Source organism: Peptostreptococcus anaerobius 653-L, from assembly GCF_000178095.1.
Taxonomy (GTDB): domain Bacteria; phylum Bacillota; class Clostridia; order Peptostreptococcales; family Peptostreptococcaceae; genus Peptostreptococcus; species Peptostreptococcus anaerobius.
On record NZ_ADJN01000037.1, the window covers coordinates 1 to 15,978 of the forward strand.

Annotated in this window: 15 protein-coding genes and 2 pseudogenes; all 17 read left to right on the plus strand. The window is 35.3% G+C overall.

Going from position 1 to position 15,978, the window contains the following annotated elements; all coding sequences use genetic code 11:
* Positions 1-604: pseudogene (locus HMPREF0631_RS03955) on the plus strand (MobQ family relaxase); the annotation flags it as partial.
* A 2-nt stretch (positions 605-606) separates the two neighbouring features.
* A complete protein-coding gene (locus HMPREF0631_RS03960; RefSeq protein WP_002843606.1) occupies positions 607-1,359 on the plus strand; it encodes a phage replisome organizer N-terminal domain-containing protein in 753 nt (250 codons plus the stop codon).
* Positions 1,360-1,532: 173 nt separating this feature from the next.
* Positions 1,533-1,862 carry a hypothetical protein gene (locus HMPREF0631_RS03965; protein WP_002843602.1) on the plus strand — a complete coding sequence of 110 codons (330 nt, stop codon included), beginning with the start codon at positions 1,533-1,535 and terminating at the stop codon, positions 1,860-1,862.
* Between the two features lie 71 nt (positions 1,863-1,933).
* Positions 1,934-2,941 carry an ORF6N domain-containing protein gene (locus HMPREF0631_RS03970; RefSeq protein ID WP_002843613.1) on the plus strand — a complete coding sequence of 336 codons (1,008 nt, stop codon included), beginning with the start codon at positions 1,934-1,936 and terminating at the stop codon, positions 2,939-2,941.
* Between the two features lie 109 nt (positions 2,942-3,050).
* On the plus strand, positions 3,051-3,236 hold the full coding sequence (locus HMPREF0631_RS03975; RefSeq protein WP_002843609.1) for a transposon-encoded TnpW family protein: 186 nt from the start codon (positions 3,051-3,053) through the stop codon (positions 3,234-3,236).
* 11 nt (positions 3,237-3,247) lie between these two features.
* Positions 3,248-4,060, plus strand: a pseudogene (locus HMPREF0631_RS03980) (VirD4-like conjugal transfer protein, CD1115 family); the annotation flags it as partial.
* A gap of 165 nt (positions 4,061-4,225) precedes the next feature.
* Complete coding sequence (locus HMPREF0631_RS03985; RefSeq protein ID WP_000807042.1) at positions 4,226-4,537, plus strand: single-stranded DNA-binding protein; 312 nt, start codon at positions 4,226-4,228, stop codon at positions 4,535-4,537.
* A 3-nt stretch (positions 4,538-4,540) separates the two neighbouring features.
* Positions 4,541-4,756 (plus strand): Maff2 family mobile element protein, encoded by a 216-nt coding sequence (locus HMPREF0631_RS03990; RefSeq protein WP_000394208.1) that lies wholly within the window; start codon positions 4,541-4,543, stop codon positions 4,754-4,756.
* 19 nt (positions 4,757-4,775) lie between these two features.
* Positions 4,776-5,639: a VirB6/TrbL-like conjugal transfer protein, CD1112 family gene (locus HMPREF0631_RS03995; protein ID WP_000466901.1), complete on the plus strand. Its 864-nt coding sequence runs from the start codon at positions 4,776-4,778 to the stop codon at positions 5,637-5,639.
* Positions 5,640-5,656: 17 nt separating this feature from the next.
* Positions 5,657-5,920, plus strand: a complete 264-nt coding sequence (locus HMPREF0631_RS04000) for a hypothetical protein (RefSeq protein WP_001042374.1) — start codon at positions 5,657-5,659, stop codon at positions 5,918-5,920.
* Between the two features lie 3 nt (positions 5,921-5,923).
* Positions 5,924-6,313, plus strand: a complete 390-nt coding sequence (locus tag HMPREF0631_RS04005; RefSeq protein WP_000332197.1) for a PrgI family protein — start codon at positions 5,924-5,926, stop codon at positions 6,311-6,313.
* Positions 6,225-8,654, plus strand: a complete 2,430-nt coding sequence (locus HMPREF0631_RS04010) for a VirB4-like conjugal transfer ATPase, CD1110 family (RefSeq protein ID WP_002843611.1) — start codon at positions 6,225-6,227, stop codon at positions 8,652-8,654. Before HMPREF0631_RS04005 ends, HMPREF0631_RS04010 begins: the two co-directional genes overlap by 89 nt.
* A 4-nt stretch (positions 8,655-8,658) precedes the next feature.
* The gene (locus HMPREF0631_RS04015) at positions 8,659-10,818 is read left to right on the plus strand and encodes a CHAP domain-containing protein (protein ID WP_002843615.1); all 2,160 of its coding nucleotides are present in this window, start codon (positions 8,659-8,661) and stop codon (positions 10,816-10,818) included.
* Between the two features lie 12 nt (positions 10,819-10,830).
* Complete coding sequence (locus HMPREF0631_RS04020) at positions 10,831-11,067, plus strand: hypothetical protein (protein ID WP_002843607.1); 237 nt, start codon at positions 10,831-10,833, stop codon at positions 11,065-11,067.
* A complete protein-coding gene (locus HMPREF0631_RS04025; protein ID WP_002843619.1) occupies positions 11,045-13,234 on the plus strand; it encodes a CD1107 family mobile element protein in 2,190 nt (729 codons plus the stop codon). The genes HMPREF0631_RS04020 and HMPREF0631_RS04025 overlap by 23 nt, the downstream gene beginning before the upstream one ends.
* A gap of 98 nt (positions 13,235-13,332) precedes the next feature.
* Positions 13,333-15,039, plus strand: a complete 1,707-nt coding sequence (locus HMPREF0631_RS04030; protein ID WP_002843605.1) for a DNA topoisomerase 3 — start codon at positions 13,333-13,335, stop codon at positions 15,037-15,039.
* An 84-nt stretch (positions 15,040-15,123) separates the two neighbouring features.
* Complete coding sequence (locus HMPREF0631_RS04035; protein WP_002843620.1) at positions 15,124-15,927, plus strand: KilA-N domain-containing protein; 804 nt, start codon at positions 15,124-15,126, stop codon at positions 15,925-15,927.
* Positions 15,928-15,978: the final 51 nt, after the last annotated feature.

Consider the following 15,978-nt stretch of genomic DNA (forward strand, 5'->3'; position numbering starts at 1 on the left):
TTTGAAAGATAATCATCTTCAAACCATAGCAGACCTACAAGAAAAAGTCTTTGAACTGGCAAAGCAAAGTAAAAAAATAAGTGGTGATATTCAAGATAAAACACAAAGAATAAAAGACCTAAATCAATGTGTAAGTTGCATAGACTCTATCAAAGAAAATAAAGAAGTCTATCAGGAATACAAAAGCAAAACCATATTCAAAGACAGCTTTTACAATTCTCATAAAAAGGAAATAGATAAGTACCAAAGAGCAAGAAAGATTATAGAAAAATTTACCGGGACATCAGCCATAAAATTAAGTGATTGGCAAAAAGAAATATCAAGCCTTGAAAAAGAGATACAAGACTTAAGCGAAGATAAAGCTAAAGTACAAGATGAATTTAAGCAGATAGACCATATCAAATATGCAGTAAAGATTGTCAATGATGAGTATGGAATAGATTTATCCATAGAGATAGACAAGGCAATTAAGAGAGGAGATAAACCAAGCGTAATTGCACAACTGAAAAAATTCCAAGAGCAAGAGGAAATAAAGAGGCAGTACAAACAAAAAGCCAAGGAAAAGGCTAAAGAAAATTATAAAAATAAAGGGGAGGAAAGATAAAAATGGCAGACAACAGAAGATACTATTGGTTAAAATTGAAAGAAGATTTTTTTACAGATAAGAGAATCAAAAGGCTAAGAAAAATATCAGGAGGAGATACCTATACAATCATTTACCTCAAATTGCTTTTACTTAGCTTAAAAGATAGTGGGAAGCTGTATTATGACGGAGTAGAAACAGACTTTATCAAGGAGCTTGCATTAACGATTGATGAAACGGAAGATGATGTAATGGTTACAGTAAATTATCTTGTAGCACAAGGATTGATGGAGATAATCACAGAAAATGACGAGTATTTTTTAACAGAAATCCCAAGTCTTATAGGTTCAGAAACAGCTTCTACAAGGCGTTCAAGAAAATCGAGAGGACAAAAAGCGTTGCAATGCAACACCAGTGCAACACCTTGCAACCTTTTGCAACAAAACTGCAACGGAGATATAGAGATAGATAAAGAGATAGATATAGAGTTAGAGAAAGAGGGGGAGATAGAAAAAATATCCCCCTCCCTTTATGGAGAATATAAAAATGTTTCCTTAACCGATGAAGAATATGGGAAGTTAAAGGATAAAATGCAAGGTCATAGGGAAGAAATGATAGAGAAGCTGTCAACCTATATGCAAAGCACGGGAAGAAACTATAAAGATCATTATGCGACCTTAGTTCATTGGTATGAGCAAGATAAAGGTAAATTAAAAGAAAGCCATAAATCAAAAGTATATACCTTTGAAGATTATGACAAGGGGGAACACTTGTAGACCTCGTATAAGACGGTGGAAAGGTGTTTTTAGAGCGTTAATGATAAAATAGGTATCAGACTATAGCTAAGTGTAAAATAGGGCTTAAAATTGCAGTATGAAAAAAATATCGTATTTATGATAAAATGATAGTGATATGGTAATAAACTCAGTTATAAGGAGAGGATATATAAATGCGAATTCAATTTACTGTAACCGATGAAGAACTTGAAATTTTAACTAAAAAAGCAATAGAGGGAGGTTTCCCAAGCGTTACTGAATATTGTAATTGTAAGTGTAGCAGTTTACAAGAAAATACAAGCTATGCTGACCTATATACTACCTTATTAAACAAAATTAGCTCTTTACCGAAGGGCAAAGAATTTGTTTTGAGAGAGTTAATCGCAACACCGCCGGCATTGATTGGCAGATGGTTTTATGAAAATGTAAATAAGGGACTTGTAAAAAATGTGGAACACATCGGAAAAGCTGAAGGCGGAGTAGAAAAATATAAAAGAATATAAGACTTATTCAAAAAGCTACGCAGTGCGTGGCGAATTGGAAAAGAATTTAGATAATGTTGGAGGTGCATTTCATGGCAGAAGAAAATAAAGAGATAGTTATTGTAGATGATAAAACTATACAAGAAAAAATATATCTTATTCGTGGGCAAAAAGTAATGCTTGATGCAGATTTAGCTGAAATATATGGTTATGAAACAAAAAACTTTAATAGACAGGTGAAAAACAACGCAGAAAAATTTGAAGGTGAAGACTTCATGTTCCAATTAACGGACGAAGAAATGGTAGAACTTTCAAGGTGCAAAAATTTCACCTTGAACAGAGGGACTGGTAGAGGAAGTAATATTAAATACAATCCTTATGCCTTTACAGAACAAGGTATTTATATGCTGATGACTGTATTAAGAGGTGAACTTGCTGTTAAGCAAAGCAGAGCTTTAGTTAGAACATTTAAGCAAATGAAAGATTTTATCATTGAAAACCAAGATTTTATCGGTTCAAAAGAATTAGTTCAAATAGCAGTACAGACAAATCAAAATACAAAGGATATAGCTGAAATAAAGTCGCAAATGGCTACAAAAGAAGATTTGAAAAAGGTGATGGATAATTTTATAGATCCAGACACTTACAAGCATTTCCTTTTAATGAATGGAGATAAGATTGAAGCAGATGTTGCTTATACAAAAATATATAAGTCTGCAAAGAAAAGCATTTATGTAATAGATAACTATATAGGCTTGAAAACCTTAGAGTTATTAAGGGCTGCAAAAGACAATGTTGAAATTATAGTCTTTAGCGACAATGTGAAGAACAAGGATATGCTTACAAAAAATATCCTTAACGATTTTAGAAAAGATTACCCTAATATCAATCTTAAGATGAAAGTCGCAGGGGAAAAATATCACGATAGGTATATTGCTATTGACTATGGAACAGAAAATGAAGCCTTTTATCTTTGCGGAGCATCATCAAAAGATGCAGGAAATAAAATATCAAGTATTACAAAGATAGAGGAATCTTCCAAGGATATGTATCATACGATGTTTGGCGGAATGCTGAACAATAAGGATTTGAAAATTTAATATGTAAATGGTAAAGCGTTATTCAGTGAATAGCTATAAAACTTGTGAAAGGCGGTAGAAATAAAACTCTATCGTCTTTTTTAATTGCAACTAATAGGAGGAAAATAATATGCACGAAAATAGAAATGAACAAAATACTGGAACAAAGACCATAAAGAAGATAGGAAAGGCAACTTACGAGGTTGTAGTCCATTTTAATGAAAATGTGACTGAAACCATGCAAGATAAATTGAAAAGGATAATGCTTAGGGAAATGGAGCAAGAAAAAGATAAAAAAACCCATAAAAATGATTAGAAAGTCCTTGACAAGTTGTTACAGGAAAAACGGCGAAGTCTATTCTTATTTCATGTGGTGCAAGACTTGCTCCTTTTGATATTCAGGAGCTTAGGGACTTGATGAAAGAAGATGAACTTGAGCTTGATACTCTTGGAGATAGAAAGACAGCACTTTTTGTCATTATATCTGATACAGATGATACTTTTAACTTTGTGGTATCTATCATGTACTCACAGTTATTTAATCTACTTTGTGATAAGGCAGATGATGAGTATGGAGGAAGATTACCTGTTCATGTAAGGTGCTTGCTTGACGAGTTTGCAAACATAGGCTTAATTCCCAAATTTGAGAAATTGATTGCGACAATCCGTTCAAGAGAAATTTCAGCAAGTATTATCTTGCAGGCACAATCTCAGTTAAAGGCAATCTACAAGGATAATGCAGATACTATTGTAGGTAACTGTGATAGCACTTTGTTTCTTGGCGGAAAGGAAAAGACAACACTTAAAGAGCTATCAGAAACGCTTGGAAAGGAAACGATAGATCTATATAACACTTCTGAAACACGCTCCAATGCTAATAGTTATGGACTCAATTACCAAAAGACAGGAAAAGAGCTGATGAGTCAAGATGAGATAACGGTTATGGATGGCAGTAAATGTATCTTTCAGCTTAGAGGTGTAAGACCGTTTTTATCAGATAAATTTGATATTACAAAGCACAAGAATTACAAGTTACTTGAAGATTTTAATAAGAAAAATGCCTTTAATATTGAGGAATATATCAAGAGAAAAGGGAAAGCAAAATTAAGTAGAGAAACGGTTATTACAAGAGTGCAGTAAGTCTAAAGAACATAGATTTGCTGCTTTTTTATTACTCAAAATCAGGAGGAAAGATGGTAAGGATAAGAAGTCCCACTAAGGAAAACTAAATAGCAAGAGTATCAGCGATTGGAAAAGAAAAACTCCGATCGCTTTTTTTATTGAAAAGAAAAGGAGAAATTTTTAATGAAGCAAGAAATGATTAACATCAATGCCAACTTATTGGCAGAACCAACTTTTTCAAGTTTTGACAAAGAGGGAGAAACGGTTGAAGTTGTAAACTTTACGCTTGTAAAAAAGTATGGGAAAGGCAAGGAATATATCAATTGTGCAGCCTATGGTGAAAAGTCAGAAACAGCAAAAGCCTTTGAAAAAGGTGATTTGATCCATATCTTTGGATACTTTAAGAAGCGTGAAAAAGATGGAAAGACTTACAAAAACTTTGTTGTGAAGTCATACAACAAAATTGAAAAGAAAGAAGAAAACGAGGAGGAATAAATTATGGAATTTTTTACACAGGCAGTAAATGTATTAAAGATTTTAGTTATGGCAGTAGGTGCAGGACTTGGAGCATGGGGCGTTATTAACCTGATGGAAGGTTATGGTAATGACAATCCGGGTGCAAAATCTCAGGGCATTAAGCAGCTTATGGCAGGAGGCGGCATTGTCCTTATCGGATTAAAGCTGATTCCGCTTCTTGCAAATGTACTCAAGTAAGAAGAAAAGGAGAAATTAAATGTTTGGGATATTCGACAAGATAGAGGAGTTTTTCAAAGATCTTCTACTGGGCGGTATCCAAGCAAACTTAGAGTCCATGTTTCTTGACATCAACGATAAAGTTGGTGCGATTGCAACGGATGTGGGAAAGACACCGATGGGGTGGAACGGACAGGTTTTTAGTTTTATCAAAAGCATTAACGACTCTGTCATTATCCCCATTGCAGGGCTAATCATAACGGCAGTCCTTTGTATCGAGCTTATCAATATGGTTATGCAAAAGAACAATATGCACGATACGGATACCTTTGAATTTTTCAAGTACATCATAAAGATGTGGATTGCCGTATGGTTAGTGTCTCACGCTTTTCAGTTTTCTATGGCAGTCTTTGATGTGGCACAGCATATGGTAAATAAAGCGGCAGGGGTAATTAACACCTCTGCCGTTATCTCTGGAGATCAGATTGTAACGATGGTAGAAGGCTTAAAAGATAAAGGTCTTGGAGAGCTTGTCATGATACTCTTTGAAACCTCGCTCATAAAGGTGGCAATACAGGTCATTTCCATTGTGATTATGCTTGTGGTATACGGCAGAATGTTTGAGATTTATGTTTACTCATCCGTTTCAGCCATTCCTTTTGCCACAATGGGAAACAAAGAGTGGGGACAAATCGGAACAAACTATATCAAAGGCTTATTTGCCATAGGCTTACAAGGACTCTTTTTAATGGTTTGTCTTGGAATATACGCAGTATTAGTTAAGACAATACAGATAACAGATATACACACAAGTACCTTTACGATACTTGGATATGCGGTTTTGCTGGGGTTAATGATGCTAAAGAGCGGAACACTGGCCAAAAGCGTATTAAATGCACACTAAAAGAAAGGAAATATATGATGAACAAAAGAAAAACAGTATTGATAGCAGTAGCAGTTGGAACAGGTATTTTGGCAGTAATGGATAGAATCAGGCTTCACAGCAAAGTGGAGGATTTGGAAGAAAGAACAAAAGCCATCGGTCGCTGCCACAATGATTTTTGTCTAATGCAGGAAAGATATAACAGAAGTACAAATGAACAGATTGCAAGTATTCAGGAAGAAATCGGCTCCGTATATGAGCATATAGAGGAGCTTTCAAAGGGTAAAGAAGATGGGAGGTAAGTTATGGCGTATGTACCTATCCCAAAAGACTTAAAGAAGGTAAAAACAAAGGTTGCATTTAACCTTACCAAAAGACAGCTTATCGGTTTTACGATTGCAGGACTGATTGGAATACCAATCTATTTATTTATGCGAAAGGTCGTTCCAAATGATATAGCAGTCATCTTTCTCATTGTGTCCACTCTCCCTATATTTTTCATAACTCTTTTTGAAAAGGACGGACTTAGCTTTGAGAAATACTTTAAGTATATTTACCTTCATAAATTTTATCAGCCACAAAAAAGAGTGAGAAAGGAGGTTTACCTTGAAAGACAAAAGAAAGATTCAGCAGCTAAAGTTAGAACAAAACCAAAAGAAGTTAAGAAGTCAAAAACAGGACTTAAAGCAAAATAAGGGAAAGTCTAAAAAAGACAGGGGCGGATTACTTGACCTTATCTTTAGGAAAGAACCGAAAAGATACACTGTTGAAGATACCATTCCCTATCTTAGACTCTTAAAAAGCGGGATATGTCAGATTGATGAAAAGCATTTTAATAAGAGTATTGCCTTTGAGGATATAAACTATCAGCTTGCCTTAGAAGAAGATAGGGATTTGATTTTTAATCAGTTTGCAAATTTTCTTAATTCCTTTGATCCAAGTGTCAGCATAGAGTTTTCATATATTAATCAGCTTGGCAGAAATGAAGAAATGAAATCAGCTATTCAAATACCGGATAAAAAGGACGGGTTTGACGATATACGCCTTGAGTTTCGAGAAATGCTCAAGAGTCAGATTGTAAAGGGAAATAACGGACTGAAAAAATCAAAGTATGTAACCTTTACGGTGGAAGCGGATAATTTAGAGCAGGCAACATCAAAACTTGAAAGACTGGAGATAGATATATTATCAAGTCTTAAAAGTATGGGAGTAAGAGCAGAAAGCTTGAACGGAGAGGAAAGACTAAAGATACTTCATGATGTTTTAAATCCGAATAAGACCTTTGAATTTTCATATAAAGACTTAAAGAAAAAGGAAAGTACCAAGACATATATTGTGCCTGATGAATTTAACTTTACACCGTCAAGGTATTTTAAGTTTGGAAAGTTTATCGGAGCGGCAAGTCATTTTCAAATCCTTGCAAGTGAGCTTTCCGACCGTATGCTTGCAGAGTTTTTGGATATAGACGATAACATCAATATCTCTTTTCATATCAAGGCAATCGAACAATCGGAAGCCATCAAGATGGTTAAAAGAAAAAATACCGATATTGACAAGATGAAGATTGAGGAAAACAAAAAGGCTGTAAGGTCGGGATATGATATGGACATTCTTCCAAGTGATTTAATTACCTATGGAGAAGATGTAAAAAGTCTTTTAAAAGACCTTCAGACAAGAGATGAAAGAATGTTTGTTGTAACCATTATCTTTATGAACTTTGCAAGGACAATCCAAAAGCTGGACAATACCATTTCTCAAATCAGCTCTATTGCCAATAAGCATAATTGCAAGTTAAAAAGGCTTGACCATTCCCAAGAGCAGGGCTTAATCAGTGTACTTCCTCTTGGGGTAAATAAGATTGAAATTGACAGAGGACTAACCTCATCATCTACGGCAGTATTTATGCCTTTTACCACAGAGGAGCTTTTCATAAATTCGGCGAACAGTTTGTATTATGGACTAAATGCCCTAAGTCATAACCTGATTATGGCAGATAGAAAGAAACTGAAAAACCCAAACGGTCTAATTCTCGGAACTCCGGGAAGTGGTAAGTCCTTTAGTGCAAAAAGAGAAATGGCAAATGCCATTCTTACAACGGATGATGATGTGATTATCTGCGATCCGGAAGGCGAGTACGGAAACCTTGTGCGTCAGTTTAAAGGAGAAGTCATAAAGGTTAGCAGTAAGTCAAAAGACTATCTAAATCCTTTAGATATAAATATGAACTATGGCGATGGGGATGCACCACTGAAAGATAAAGCAAACTTCATTATGTCGATGCTTGAATTAGTAGTTGGTGGTAGTGGTCTTACAGCAGAAGAAAAATCGGTTATAGATAGATGCCTGCCTAAGATTTATGAAAAGTATTTTGAAAATCCAAAGCCTTGTAATATGCCCATTCTTCAAAACCTATATGATATGTTAAAAAATCAGGAAGAAAAAGTCGGGAAAAAACTGGCAACGGAAATGGAGATTTATGTAACAGGTTCTCTTAATGTATTTAACCATCAGTCCAATGTGGACTTAAATAAGCAGCTACTTTGTTTTGACATTAAGGAGTTAGGCTCGCAGCTTAAAAAAATTGGAATGCTCGTTATTCAGGATCAGGTATGGAATAAGGTATCGCAAAACAGAGGGAATAAGGCTACAAGGTACTATATCGACGAGTTTCATTTATTGTTAAAAGATGAGCAGACAGCTTCCTATTCCGTAGAAATTTGGAAAAGATTTCGTAAGTGGGGAGGAATCCCGACAGGTATTACACAAAATGTCAAAGACCTACTGATGAGTAAGGAAATTGAAAATATCTTTGACAATACGGACTTTGTTTTAATGCTTAATCAGGCTTCAGGCGATAGAGAAATTTTAGCAAGGAAACTTAAAATCTCACAGCCACAGCTAAAATATGTAACGAATTCCAATGCAGGAGAAGGACTTTTGTTCTTTGGAAATACCATTGTACCTTTCCTTGATAAGTTCCCGAAAGACACAATTCTTTATCAGAAGATGACAACCAAGCCTGAAGAAGTGAGGTAGGCTTATGGGAAAGAAACTGAAAAAGGACTTTAAGGAAAGGCAAAGGGCAAGGATTGAAAAGGAAAGGCTGCAAAGTAATGGCGGAATAGAGCCTGAAGAAAATAAGCTAAAGCATAATGATGATTACAGAGGGAAAATCGTCCATGACAAAGACAGATTTCAAGATAAGGTTCATGAAAAGGTCAGTAAGAGAAGTGCAGAAACTGAATTAAACGGAAAAACTTCTAAAAGAAATGCAAGGTATAGAGCTTCTGATAAGGATAGCGTAGCTTCTGTAACTGAAACAGAAGGTGTAAGTCAAAAAGAAATTGGAAAAGCTGATTATGATACTGAGGTTAAGGATGGAAAAATCTATGATCCTTTAGGAAAAGACCTCGACAATGACGGAATCATAGACAGATATGACAATGACTTTAGGGACAGCGACTATTTTGAGTCAACCTATGATGTAGAGGATAATCTGCAACATAAAGTAGAAGAGACAAAAAGCTTTTCAAAAAGCCAAAAAGCTCAAAAGAAAAATTATAAGAGAAAAAACTATTCCGATAAGCTCTATACCAGAAAAAAGGACAAAGAAGCCAAAGAGGAAAAGGCTGACAATAAAAAAAGCGGAAAAGAAGCCATTCTTGATAGAGAAAAGAAAAACAGGCTTTCTAAAGAACAGGAAAGAACTTTTAGGGATAAGGCTTCTAAGGTGTCCGCTTTATCAGGACTTGCTAAAGGAAGTGAAACCGTAAGAGATTACTTATCACATGGAAGTGATGAAAATCAAGGGGTAGAGGCAGGAGAAAAAACAGCCGACACAAGCTCAAAACTTATTCATGGCATTAAGAACTATTCAGATAAGAAAAGAGCAAAAAAAGGATATGACCTTACGAATAAGGACTATAAAATCAGAAAGCGAAAATCCAAGTTAGAGTTTCGAGATGCCAAAGAGGAGCTAAAAAAGACACAGGAGTATCAAAAAGCAAATAACTTTAAGCGATTTCAAAAGCGAAAGCAGATGAAAGATTCCATTAAAAGGCAGAACAAGTCAAGGCTTAGAGATCGCATTAAGGAAGGGCTTATAGGAAGTCTTAAAAGTTCAAAGAAAGTTATATTAAGAAAAGCAAAGGGACTTATGATTATTTTCATAGGTCTTATTATTTTGGGAACTTTCTTCATTAACTTTGCTGGGACAGGAATGACAGGCTTTATGAACTCCACAAGTTCTGTTCTTACAACAAGCTATTTGTCAAAGCCAAATGTCCTAAATGAAATCAATCAGAATTTTTCCGCTATGGAAAGTGAGCTTCAAAACGAGGTTGATCATGTCAAAGAAAATTATCCCGGATATGACGAGTACATCCTAAATAACACAGAGTACATCGGTCATAATGTCCATGAGCTTTTATCCTACATTACATCAAGGTGCGGAGAAGTAAAGAATGTATCGGAAGTAAGCTCTGTATTAAATGAGCTTTTTAAGTCCATGTATGATCTTGAGTATAAGGAAGAAGTAGAAATCAGATACAGGACAGTTACAGAAACCTATACCGATGAAGATGGAAATGAATATACCGAAAGCCATGAAGAACCTTATGAGTACAAGAAACTCATTGTAACCCTTCATAAAAGGGAAATGGACAGCATCATAAAGGAAGTCTTTGCAAACTATCCTGACAATCTGAAACACTATGAAGCCTTATTCCTTGCTCAAGGCAATATGGGAGAAGCCTTTGGCAATAGCGATCTGATTGCTTCAAATGGAGGTATCGGAGGCGGAAAAGAGTATGAGGCTTCTACGGAAGTTCAAAAGAAGATTGTAAATGCTGCATACATTACACCATCTCCGGGTGCAGGCTGGTGTGCTATGTGGGTATCGCAGGTCTATCAAAATGCAGGACTTGGATATATCGGAGGAAATGCCTGTGATATGTACCGAAACTACACCTTTACATCAGATAAATCTAAACTCAAGGTGGGAATGCTTGTTGCAGTTGAAAGCAGTAGTAGCGGAAGCAGTGCGGGACTTACCTATGGTCATGTGGGAATTTATATAGGCGATGGCAAGGTAATAGATAATATCGGGCGAATCAGAGTAACTACCTTAGATGATTGGATAGCATCTTTTTGTCAGCATCATCCAGTAGGATATGGCTTCCCACCAAATGTAAACAGATAAGGAGGACACAATTTGAAAAAAGAACTGACAGCAGTAAAAAACAGAATAAAGAAGTTAAAGGATAAAAAGGCTCTGATTGATGAAGAATTGGAGCCTTTGTTCATTCGTGAAGAAGAACTTGAAAACGAAGAAATTATTGCCATTTGCAGAAAGAACAACATTACAATTTCTGATCTTATGGCAAAAGTAAACAGAGAAAAAGCAGAAATGAAAAAGGAGAAAACAAATGAAAACCAGTTTGAAAAATAAAAGAATTACAGCCATTGTTGTAGCTTTTACCCTCTTAATGGGTGGAGTTTTAGGGGTGTTAAAAGTTGGCGCAAAGACAGTATTTGCGTCAAATGAACCGCCTGAAAAGTATGAAACATATTATGAACTGAAATTTGAGGATCATACTTCAGATGACACCTTTAGAGGATTTTATTATGTCGGAAAAGAAAATAAAGAAGGTCAGCCATTGAACTTTAAATTTTTCTTATCAAAATCCTTTGAAGAAAAGGGAGGTGTAGTTGTCGATAAGTATAATGAAACCTTTACCAATGAGAATATGGACAAAGAAAATCAGTTAGATGATCTAAGATACATGACAAAGAAAACTTATCCTTATTATCGAATTCATAATGTAGGGACAGGTGCTTTTACAAGTATCGTTTCTCCAAGAGATAAAGATAATTACTATATTGGAGATATTACAGAAAATGCAGAAGAACGAACTGTAAAAGGAAAGAAAGCAAATGTCATTGTCTATACCTGCCCTGTTCTACAGTTAAATAGAAATATTGAGAAAGTAACGGTTGATTATGAGGGAGAGCTTAAAGAGGAAACAAAGAACGCTATTATTGGCAGAGTAAAAGAAGCAAATCCCAATATCAACAATGTAAAAGAAATCAAGATTGTTAAAGACAAGCTGATTATTGAAACATGGAACAGATTTCATACCGGTGTACCATACCTTGAATTACCTTTAGAGAATTTATATAAGAGAGTAGCGAATGCGTCAGCTCAAACAGACAATAAGGATACAAAGGATCAGGAAAGTCAGACAAAAAGTGAAGTAAAGGTCAAATATCAATATCAGAATGGAAAGGTATATAAGGAGTATTCAGCTTATTTTGATAAAAATCAGGTGATTGACGCTTCTGATCTTGAAATGCTTCCTGATAACATGAGCTTTAATGACGATTTTGTAAACTATACAGTAAAAGGAGATGGAAGCGATAGTATTATCCGAATTGTAAAGAAGTTAGAAAGTAATGCTCAGACGCAGACGGAAAAGCAAAAAACAGAAGATAAGGGAACTCAAACAGAGCTTAGCAAAGATGATATTTCCAAAATGAAAAAGGAATCTAAGGAACTTCAGGAAAAACTTGATAAGCTAAATCAGGAGATTAAGGACAAGGATAAATTAAGCGACAAGCAAAAGGAGAAAATCAAAGACCTTGAGGAAAAAATAGATAAGCTGAAGGAAAAACTTGAAAAGGGCAAAGACGATAAGGACTTATCGGCGGATATGAAAAAGGAGATTGAGAAGCTAACTGAGAAAATTAAGGAGCTTGAGAAAAAGACGAATGAGGTTGGCAAGGCTACAGTTACGCATAATCCTACTGTAACACCAATCAGCCCTATCTCCGGAATGAAAACAGGAACAGGAAACTTTCCTCAAACATCTGTAAGTGATACGGGTAAAGGCTCGTCATCACAGGATAATACAGGAAAGATTACAAAGGACACAAATGTTGGCAAGACCGATGGAAAAGAAAAAGAAGTTCGTTATCCCAATAAGCTGACACCGAAACAACCTGCCAATAACAGCAGTCAGGATTCCTCTATGGATGGTTCAAGTAAGAATGTAAATACCAATAAAGGAGTTGCTTCTGCTCCATCAAAGGCACGAGGAACTGTTACGGAAAATAAGGATAATGCCAACAATGATTATCCAATTCACCATAATGACAGTAAAGATAATAAAGAAACGGATAAATATTCTGCTGATGCAAGACAGTTTGTTACCTTTACTACTAAGAATGGCAAGACTTTTCATCTAATCATCAATCACGATGAGGATAGCGAAAATGTCATGCTCCTAACAGAAGTATCCGAAGATGATCTCCTTAACATGGTTGAAAAGAAAGAAGCTCCAAAACAGGAAATCACAAAGGAAGAACCTGAAAAAGAAGAACCTAAACCAGTGAAAAAAGAAGAAAGCAGCAATATGGGAACTTACTTAATTCTCATTCTTGTAGTAGCCGGAGCATTGGGAGCAGGATATTATTTTAAGGTCGTTAAGAAAAAGGAAGATAAGGAGCTTGAAGGCTTTGAGGAGGAAGATGATGATTTCTTTTCAGAGGCAGAAGAAAGTGAAAATGAAACAGATGAAACAGAAACAGAAGATAAAGAAGATGATGAGTTAGAGTAGATTTGCACCTAAAACTATACAATATTTTGGGCAAAATACAGGGCGAGAGAGTAACATCTTTCGCCCTCTTATTTTGAAAAACAGGAGGATAAATATATATGAAACTTGTAATTGCTGAAAAGCCAAGTGTTGCAATCTCTATTGCAAAAGTGATTGGAGCTACAAAAAAGAAAGACGGATATTATGAAGGAAACGGATATAAGGTAAGCTGGTGTGTTGGACATTTAATTAAAATGGCAAATCCGGAAAGCTATGATGAAAAGTATGCTAAGTGGAATATGGCGGATTTACCGATTATTCCAAAGGAATATAAGTATGAGATTGCAAAGTCCACAAAGAAACAATTTACGATTCTTAAAAAGCTCATGAACGATAAGGACATAGACATCGTGATAAATGCTTGCGATGCAGGGCGTGAGGGAGAAGCAATCTTCAGGCTTGTATATAATCAGGCAAATTGTAAAAAGAAGATGAAACGCCTTTGGATTTCATCAATGGAAGATAGTGCAATTAAAGAGGGCTTTGATAACCTAAAAGATGGAAGTTCTTACGATAATCTTTTTGAGTCTGCACAAGCAAGGGCGATTGCAGATTGGCTTGTGGGAATGAATTTAAGCAGACTGTATTCGTGTCTATACAAGCAAAATTACAGTGTGGGCAGAGTGCAGACACCTACCCTTGCCATGATTGTAAATAGAGATGATGAGATAGCAAATTTTAAGAAAGAAAAATATTTTACAGTCGAACTTTCTATGAATGGTTTTACACTATCAACAGATAGAATTGATGATGAAATAACAGCGGAACAGCTCTTAAATTTAGTAGGCGATAAGATAGAAATTACCGATGTTATTCAAAAGGAAAAGATAACAAAGCCTGAGCTGCCATTTGACCTTACAACGCTTCAAAGAGAGTGCAATAAGTATTTTGGATATAGTGCAAAGCAGACATTAGATTATGCTCAAAGCCTCTATGAGAAGAAACTTATCACATATCCTCGAACAGACAGCAGATGCTTAACGGAAGATATGATTGTAAGTACGGTTAATAACATTTTAGGGAAAAATGATTTTGATACAGAGCGTATCAAGACGGTATTTAACTCTAAAAAGGTTACAGACCATCATGCGATTATACCGACAGCAAGCAGTATGAATGAGGACTTAACTTCTCTTCCGGAAAGTGAATTGAAGGTATATGAACTTATTTTAAATAAGCTACATGCAAGTGTAGGCTATCCTTTAATTGAGAATACAACGAAGATTGTGGCTGAATTTGATGGATTTGAATTTACAAGCAGTGGCAAGGTGATTGTAGATGAAGGCTTTACCAAATACCTAAACGAATATGTAAAAAAGAAAAATGAAGATACAGTGCTTCCGGATGTAAAGATTGGTGATGTATTGAGCATTGAAAACAAAGAAATAAAAGAAAAGTACACTCAACCAGCTAAGCATTTTACGGAAGATCTTCTCCTAAAGGCGATGGAGCTTGCAGGAAATGATGCCTTAGAAAAAGGCGTAGAGGTGGAAAGAAAAGGACTTGGAACACCTGCAACAAGAGCAGGGATTATTGAAAATCTGATTTTCAAGGGATTTGTAGAAAGAGATAAAAAGAACCTTATTGCTACTCATAAAGGAATCAGCCTTGTAACGATTGTATCCGATACTTTTAAATCGGCAGAAACAACAGCAAAGTGGGAAATGGAGTTATCGGATATTGCACAGGGAAAATCTTCAAAGGATAATTTTTTGGGAGCGATTGAAAATGAGATAAAAGAAGTGGTTTCAACTTATACCAAGTAAGATGCCACTGATTTCAAGGTGGAAAAAATGCCTTAAAAATGCTATAATATAAAATAATCAATGTAATGATTGAGAGGTGATTATGTGTCTAAAATAAATGTTGAAGGTTCAGAAATCAGCATTATTGCTATAGATAATAGGGATTACATTTCTTTAACAGATATGGTTAGAAATATTGAGAACGGATCTGCTTTAATAGAAAAATGGCTTAGAAACAAGAACACAATAGAGTTTTTAGGTATTTGGGAAGAAATGTATAATACAAATTTTAATTCCCCCGAATTCGAGGGAATTAAAAATGAAGCAGGATTTAACCGATTTATTTTATCTGTTAAGCAGTGGGTAGAAAAAACGAACTCTATCGGTATAGTTGCGAGAGCAGGAAGATATGGCGGAACTTATGCTCACAAAGATATAGCATTTGAGTTTGCTTCTTGGGTATCTCCATACTTTAAATTGTATTTGATTAAGGAATTTGAACGCCTAAAGGAAGAAGAACAAAAGAAGTTAGGCTGGGATATAAAAAGGAATTTGGCAAAAATCAATTATAGGATTCATACAGATGCCATTAAAAATAAGCTTGTACCTGAAAAACTTTCAAAAGAAAAAATCAACTTTATTTATGCAAGTGAGGCGGATATTCTAAATGTTTCTTTGTTTGGAATAACAGCGAAAGAATGGCGTGATGAAAATCCAGATTTAAAAGGCAATATTAGAGATTATGCAGATATATCGCAGCTTGTATGCCTTTCTAATCTTGAAAATCTTAATGCGGTATTTATAAATGAGGGCATGAGTCAATCTGAAAGACTGGAAAAACTAAATTCAATAGCAATTGAACAGATGAAAATATTATCAGAGAGTGAATCAATTAAAAAGTTGAAATAAAAGGATAATATCAATATGTAGTACAAAGGTGATTAGAGTAAAATCTAACCA

What these genes read in the sequence shown, in the direction of transcription:
- HMPREF0631_RS03965 (WP_002843602.1), top strand. Translation starts at nt 1,533, where the DNA reads ATGCGAATTCAATTTACTGTAACCGATGAAGAACTTGAAATTTTAACT.
- HMPREF0631_RS03990 (WP_000394208.1), top strand. Translation starts at nt 4,541, where the DNA reads ATGGAATTTTTTACACAGGCAGTAAATGTATTAAAGATTTTAGTTATG.
- HMPREF0631_RS03985 (WP_000807042.1), top strand. Translation starts at nt 4,226, where the DNA reads ATGAAGCAAGAAATGATTAACATCAATGCCAACTTATTGGCAGAACCA.
- HMPREF0631_RS03975 (WP_002843609.1), top strand. Translation starts at nt 3,051, where the DNA reads ATGCACGAAAATAGAAATGAACAAAATACTGGAACAAAGACCATAAAG.
- HMPREF0631_RS03970 (WP_002843613.1), top strand. Translation starts at nt 1,934, where the DNA reads ATGGCAGAAGAAAATAAAGAGATAGTTATTGTAGATGATAAAACTATA.
- HMPREF0631_RS04005 (WP_000332197.1), top strand. Translation starts at nt 5,924, where the DNA reads ATGGCGTATGTACCTATCCCAAAAGACTTAAAGAAGGTAAAAACAAAG.
- HMPREF0631_RS04030 (WP_002843605.1), top strand. Translation starts at nt 13,333, where the DNA reads ATGAAACTTGTAATTGCTGAAAAGCCAAGTGTTGCAATCTCTATTGCA.
- HMPREF0631_RS04025 (WP_002843619.1), top strand. Translation starts at nt 11,045, where the DNA reads ATGAAAACCAGTTTGAAAAATAAAAGAATTACAGCCATTGTTGTAGCT.
- HMPREF0631_RS03995 (WP_000466901.1), top strand. Translation starts at nt 4,776, where the DNA reads ATGTTTGGGATATTCGACAAGATAGAGGAGTTTTTCAAAGATCTTCTA.
- HMPREF0631_RS03960 (WP_002843606.1), top strand. Translation starts at nt 607, where the DNA reads ATGGCAGACAACAGAAGATACTATTGGTTAAAATTGAAAGAAGATTTT.
- HMPREF0631_RS04000 (WP_001042374.1), top strand. Translation starts at nt 5,657, where the DNA reads ATGAACAAAAGAAAAACAGTATTGATAGCAGTAGCAGTTGGAACAGGT.
- HMPREF0631_RS04015 (WP_002843615.1), top strand. Translation starts at nt 8,659, where the DNA reads ATGGGAAAGAAACTGAAAAAGGACTTTAAGGAAAGGCAAAGGGCAAGG.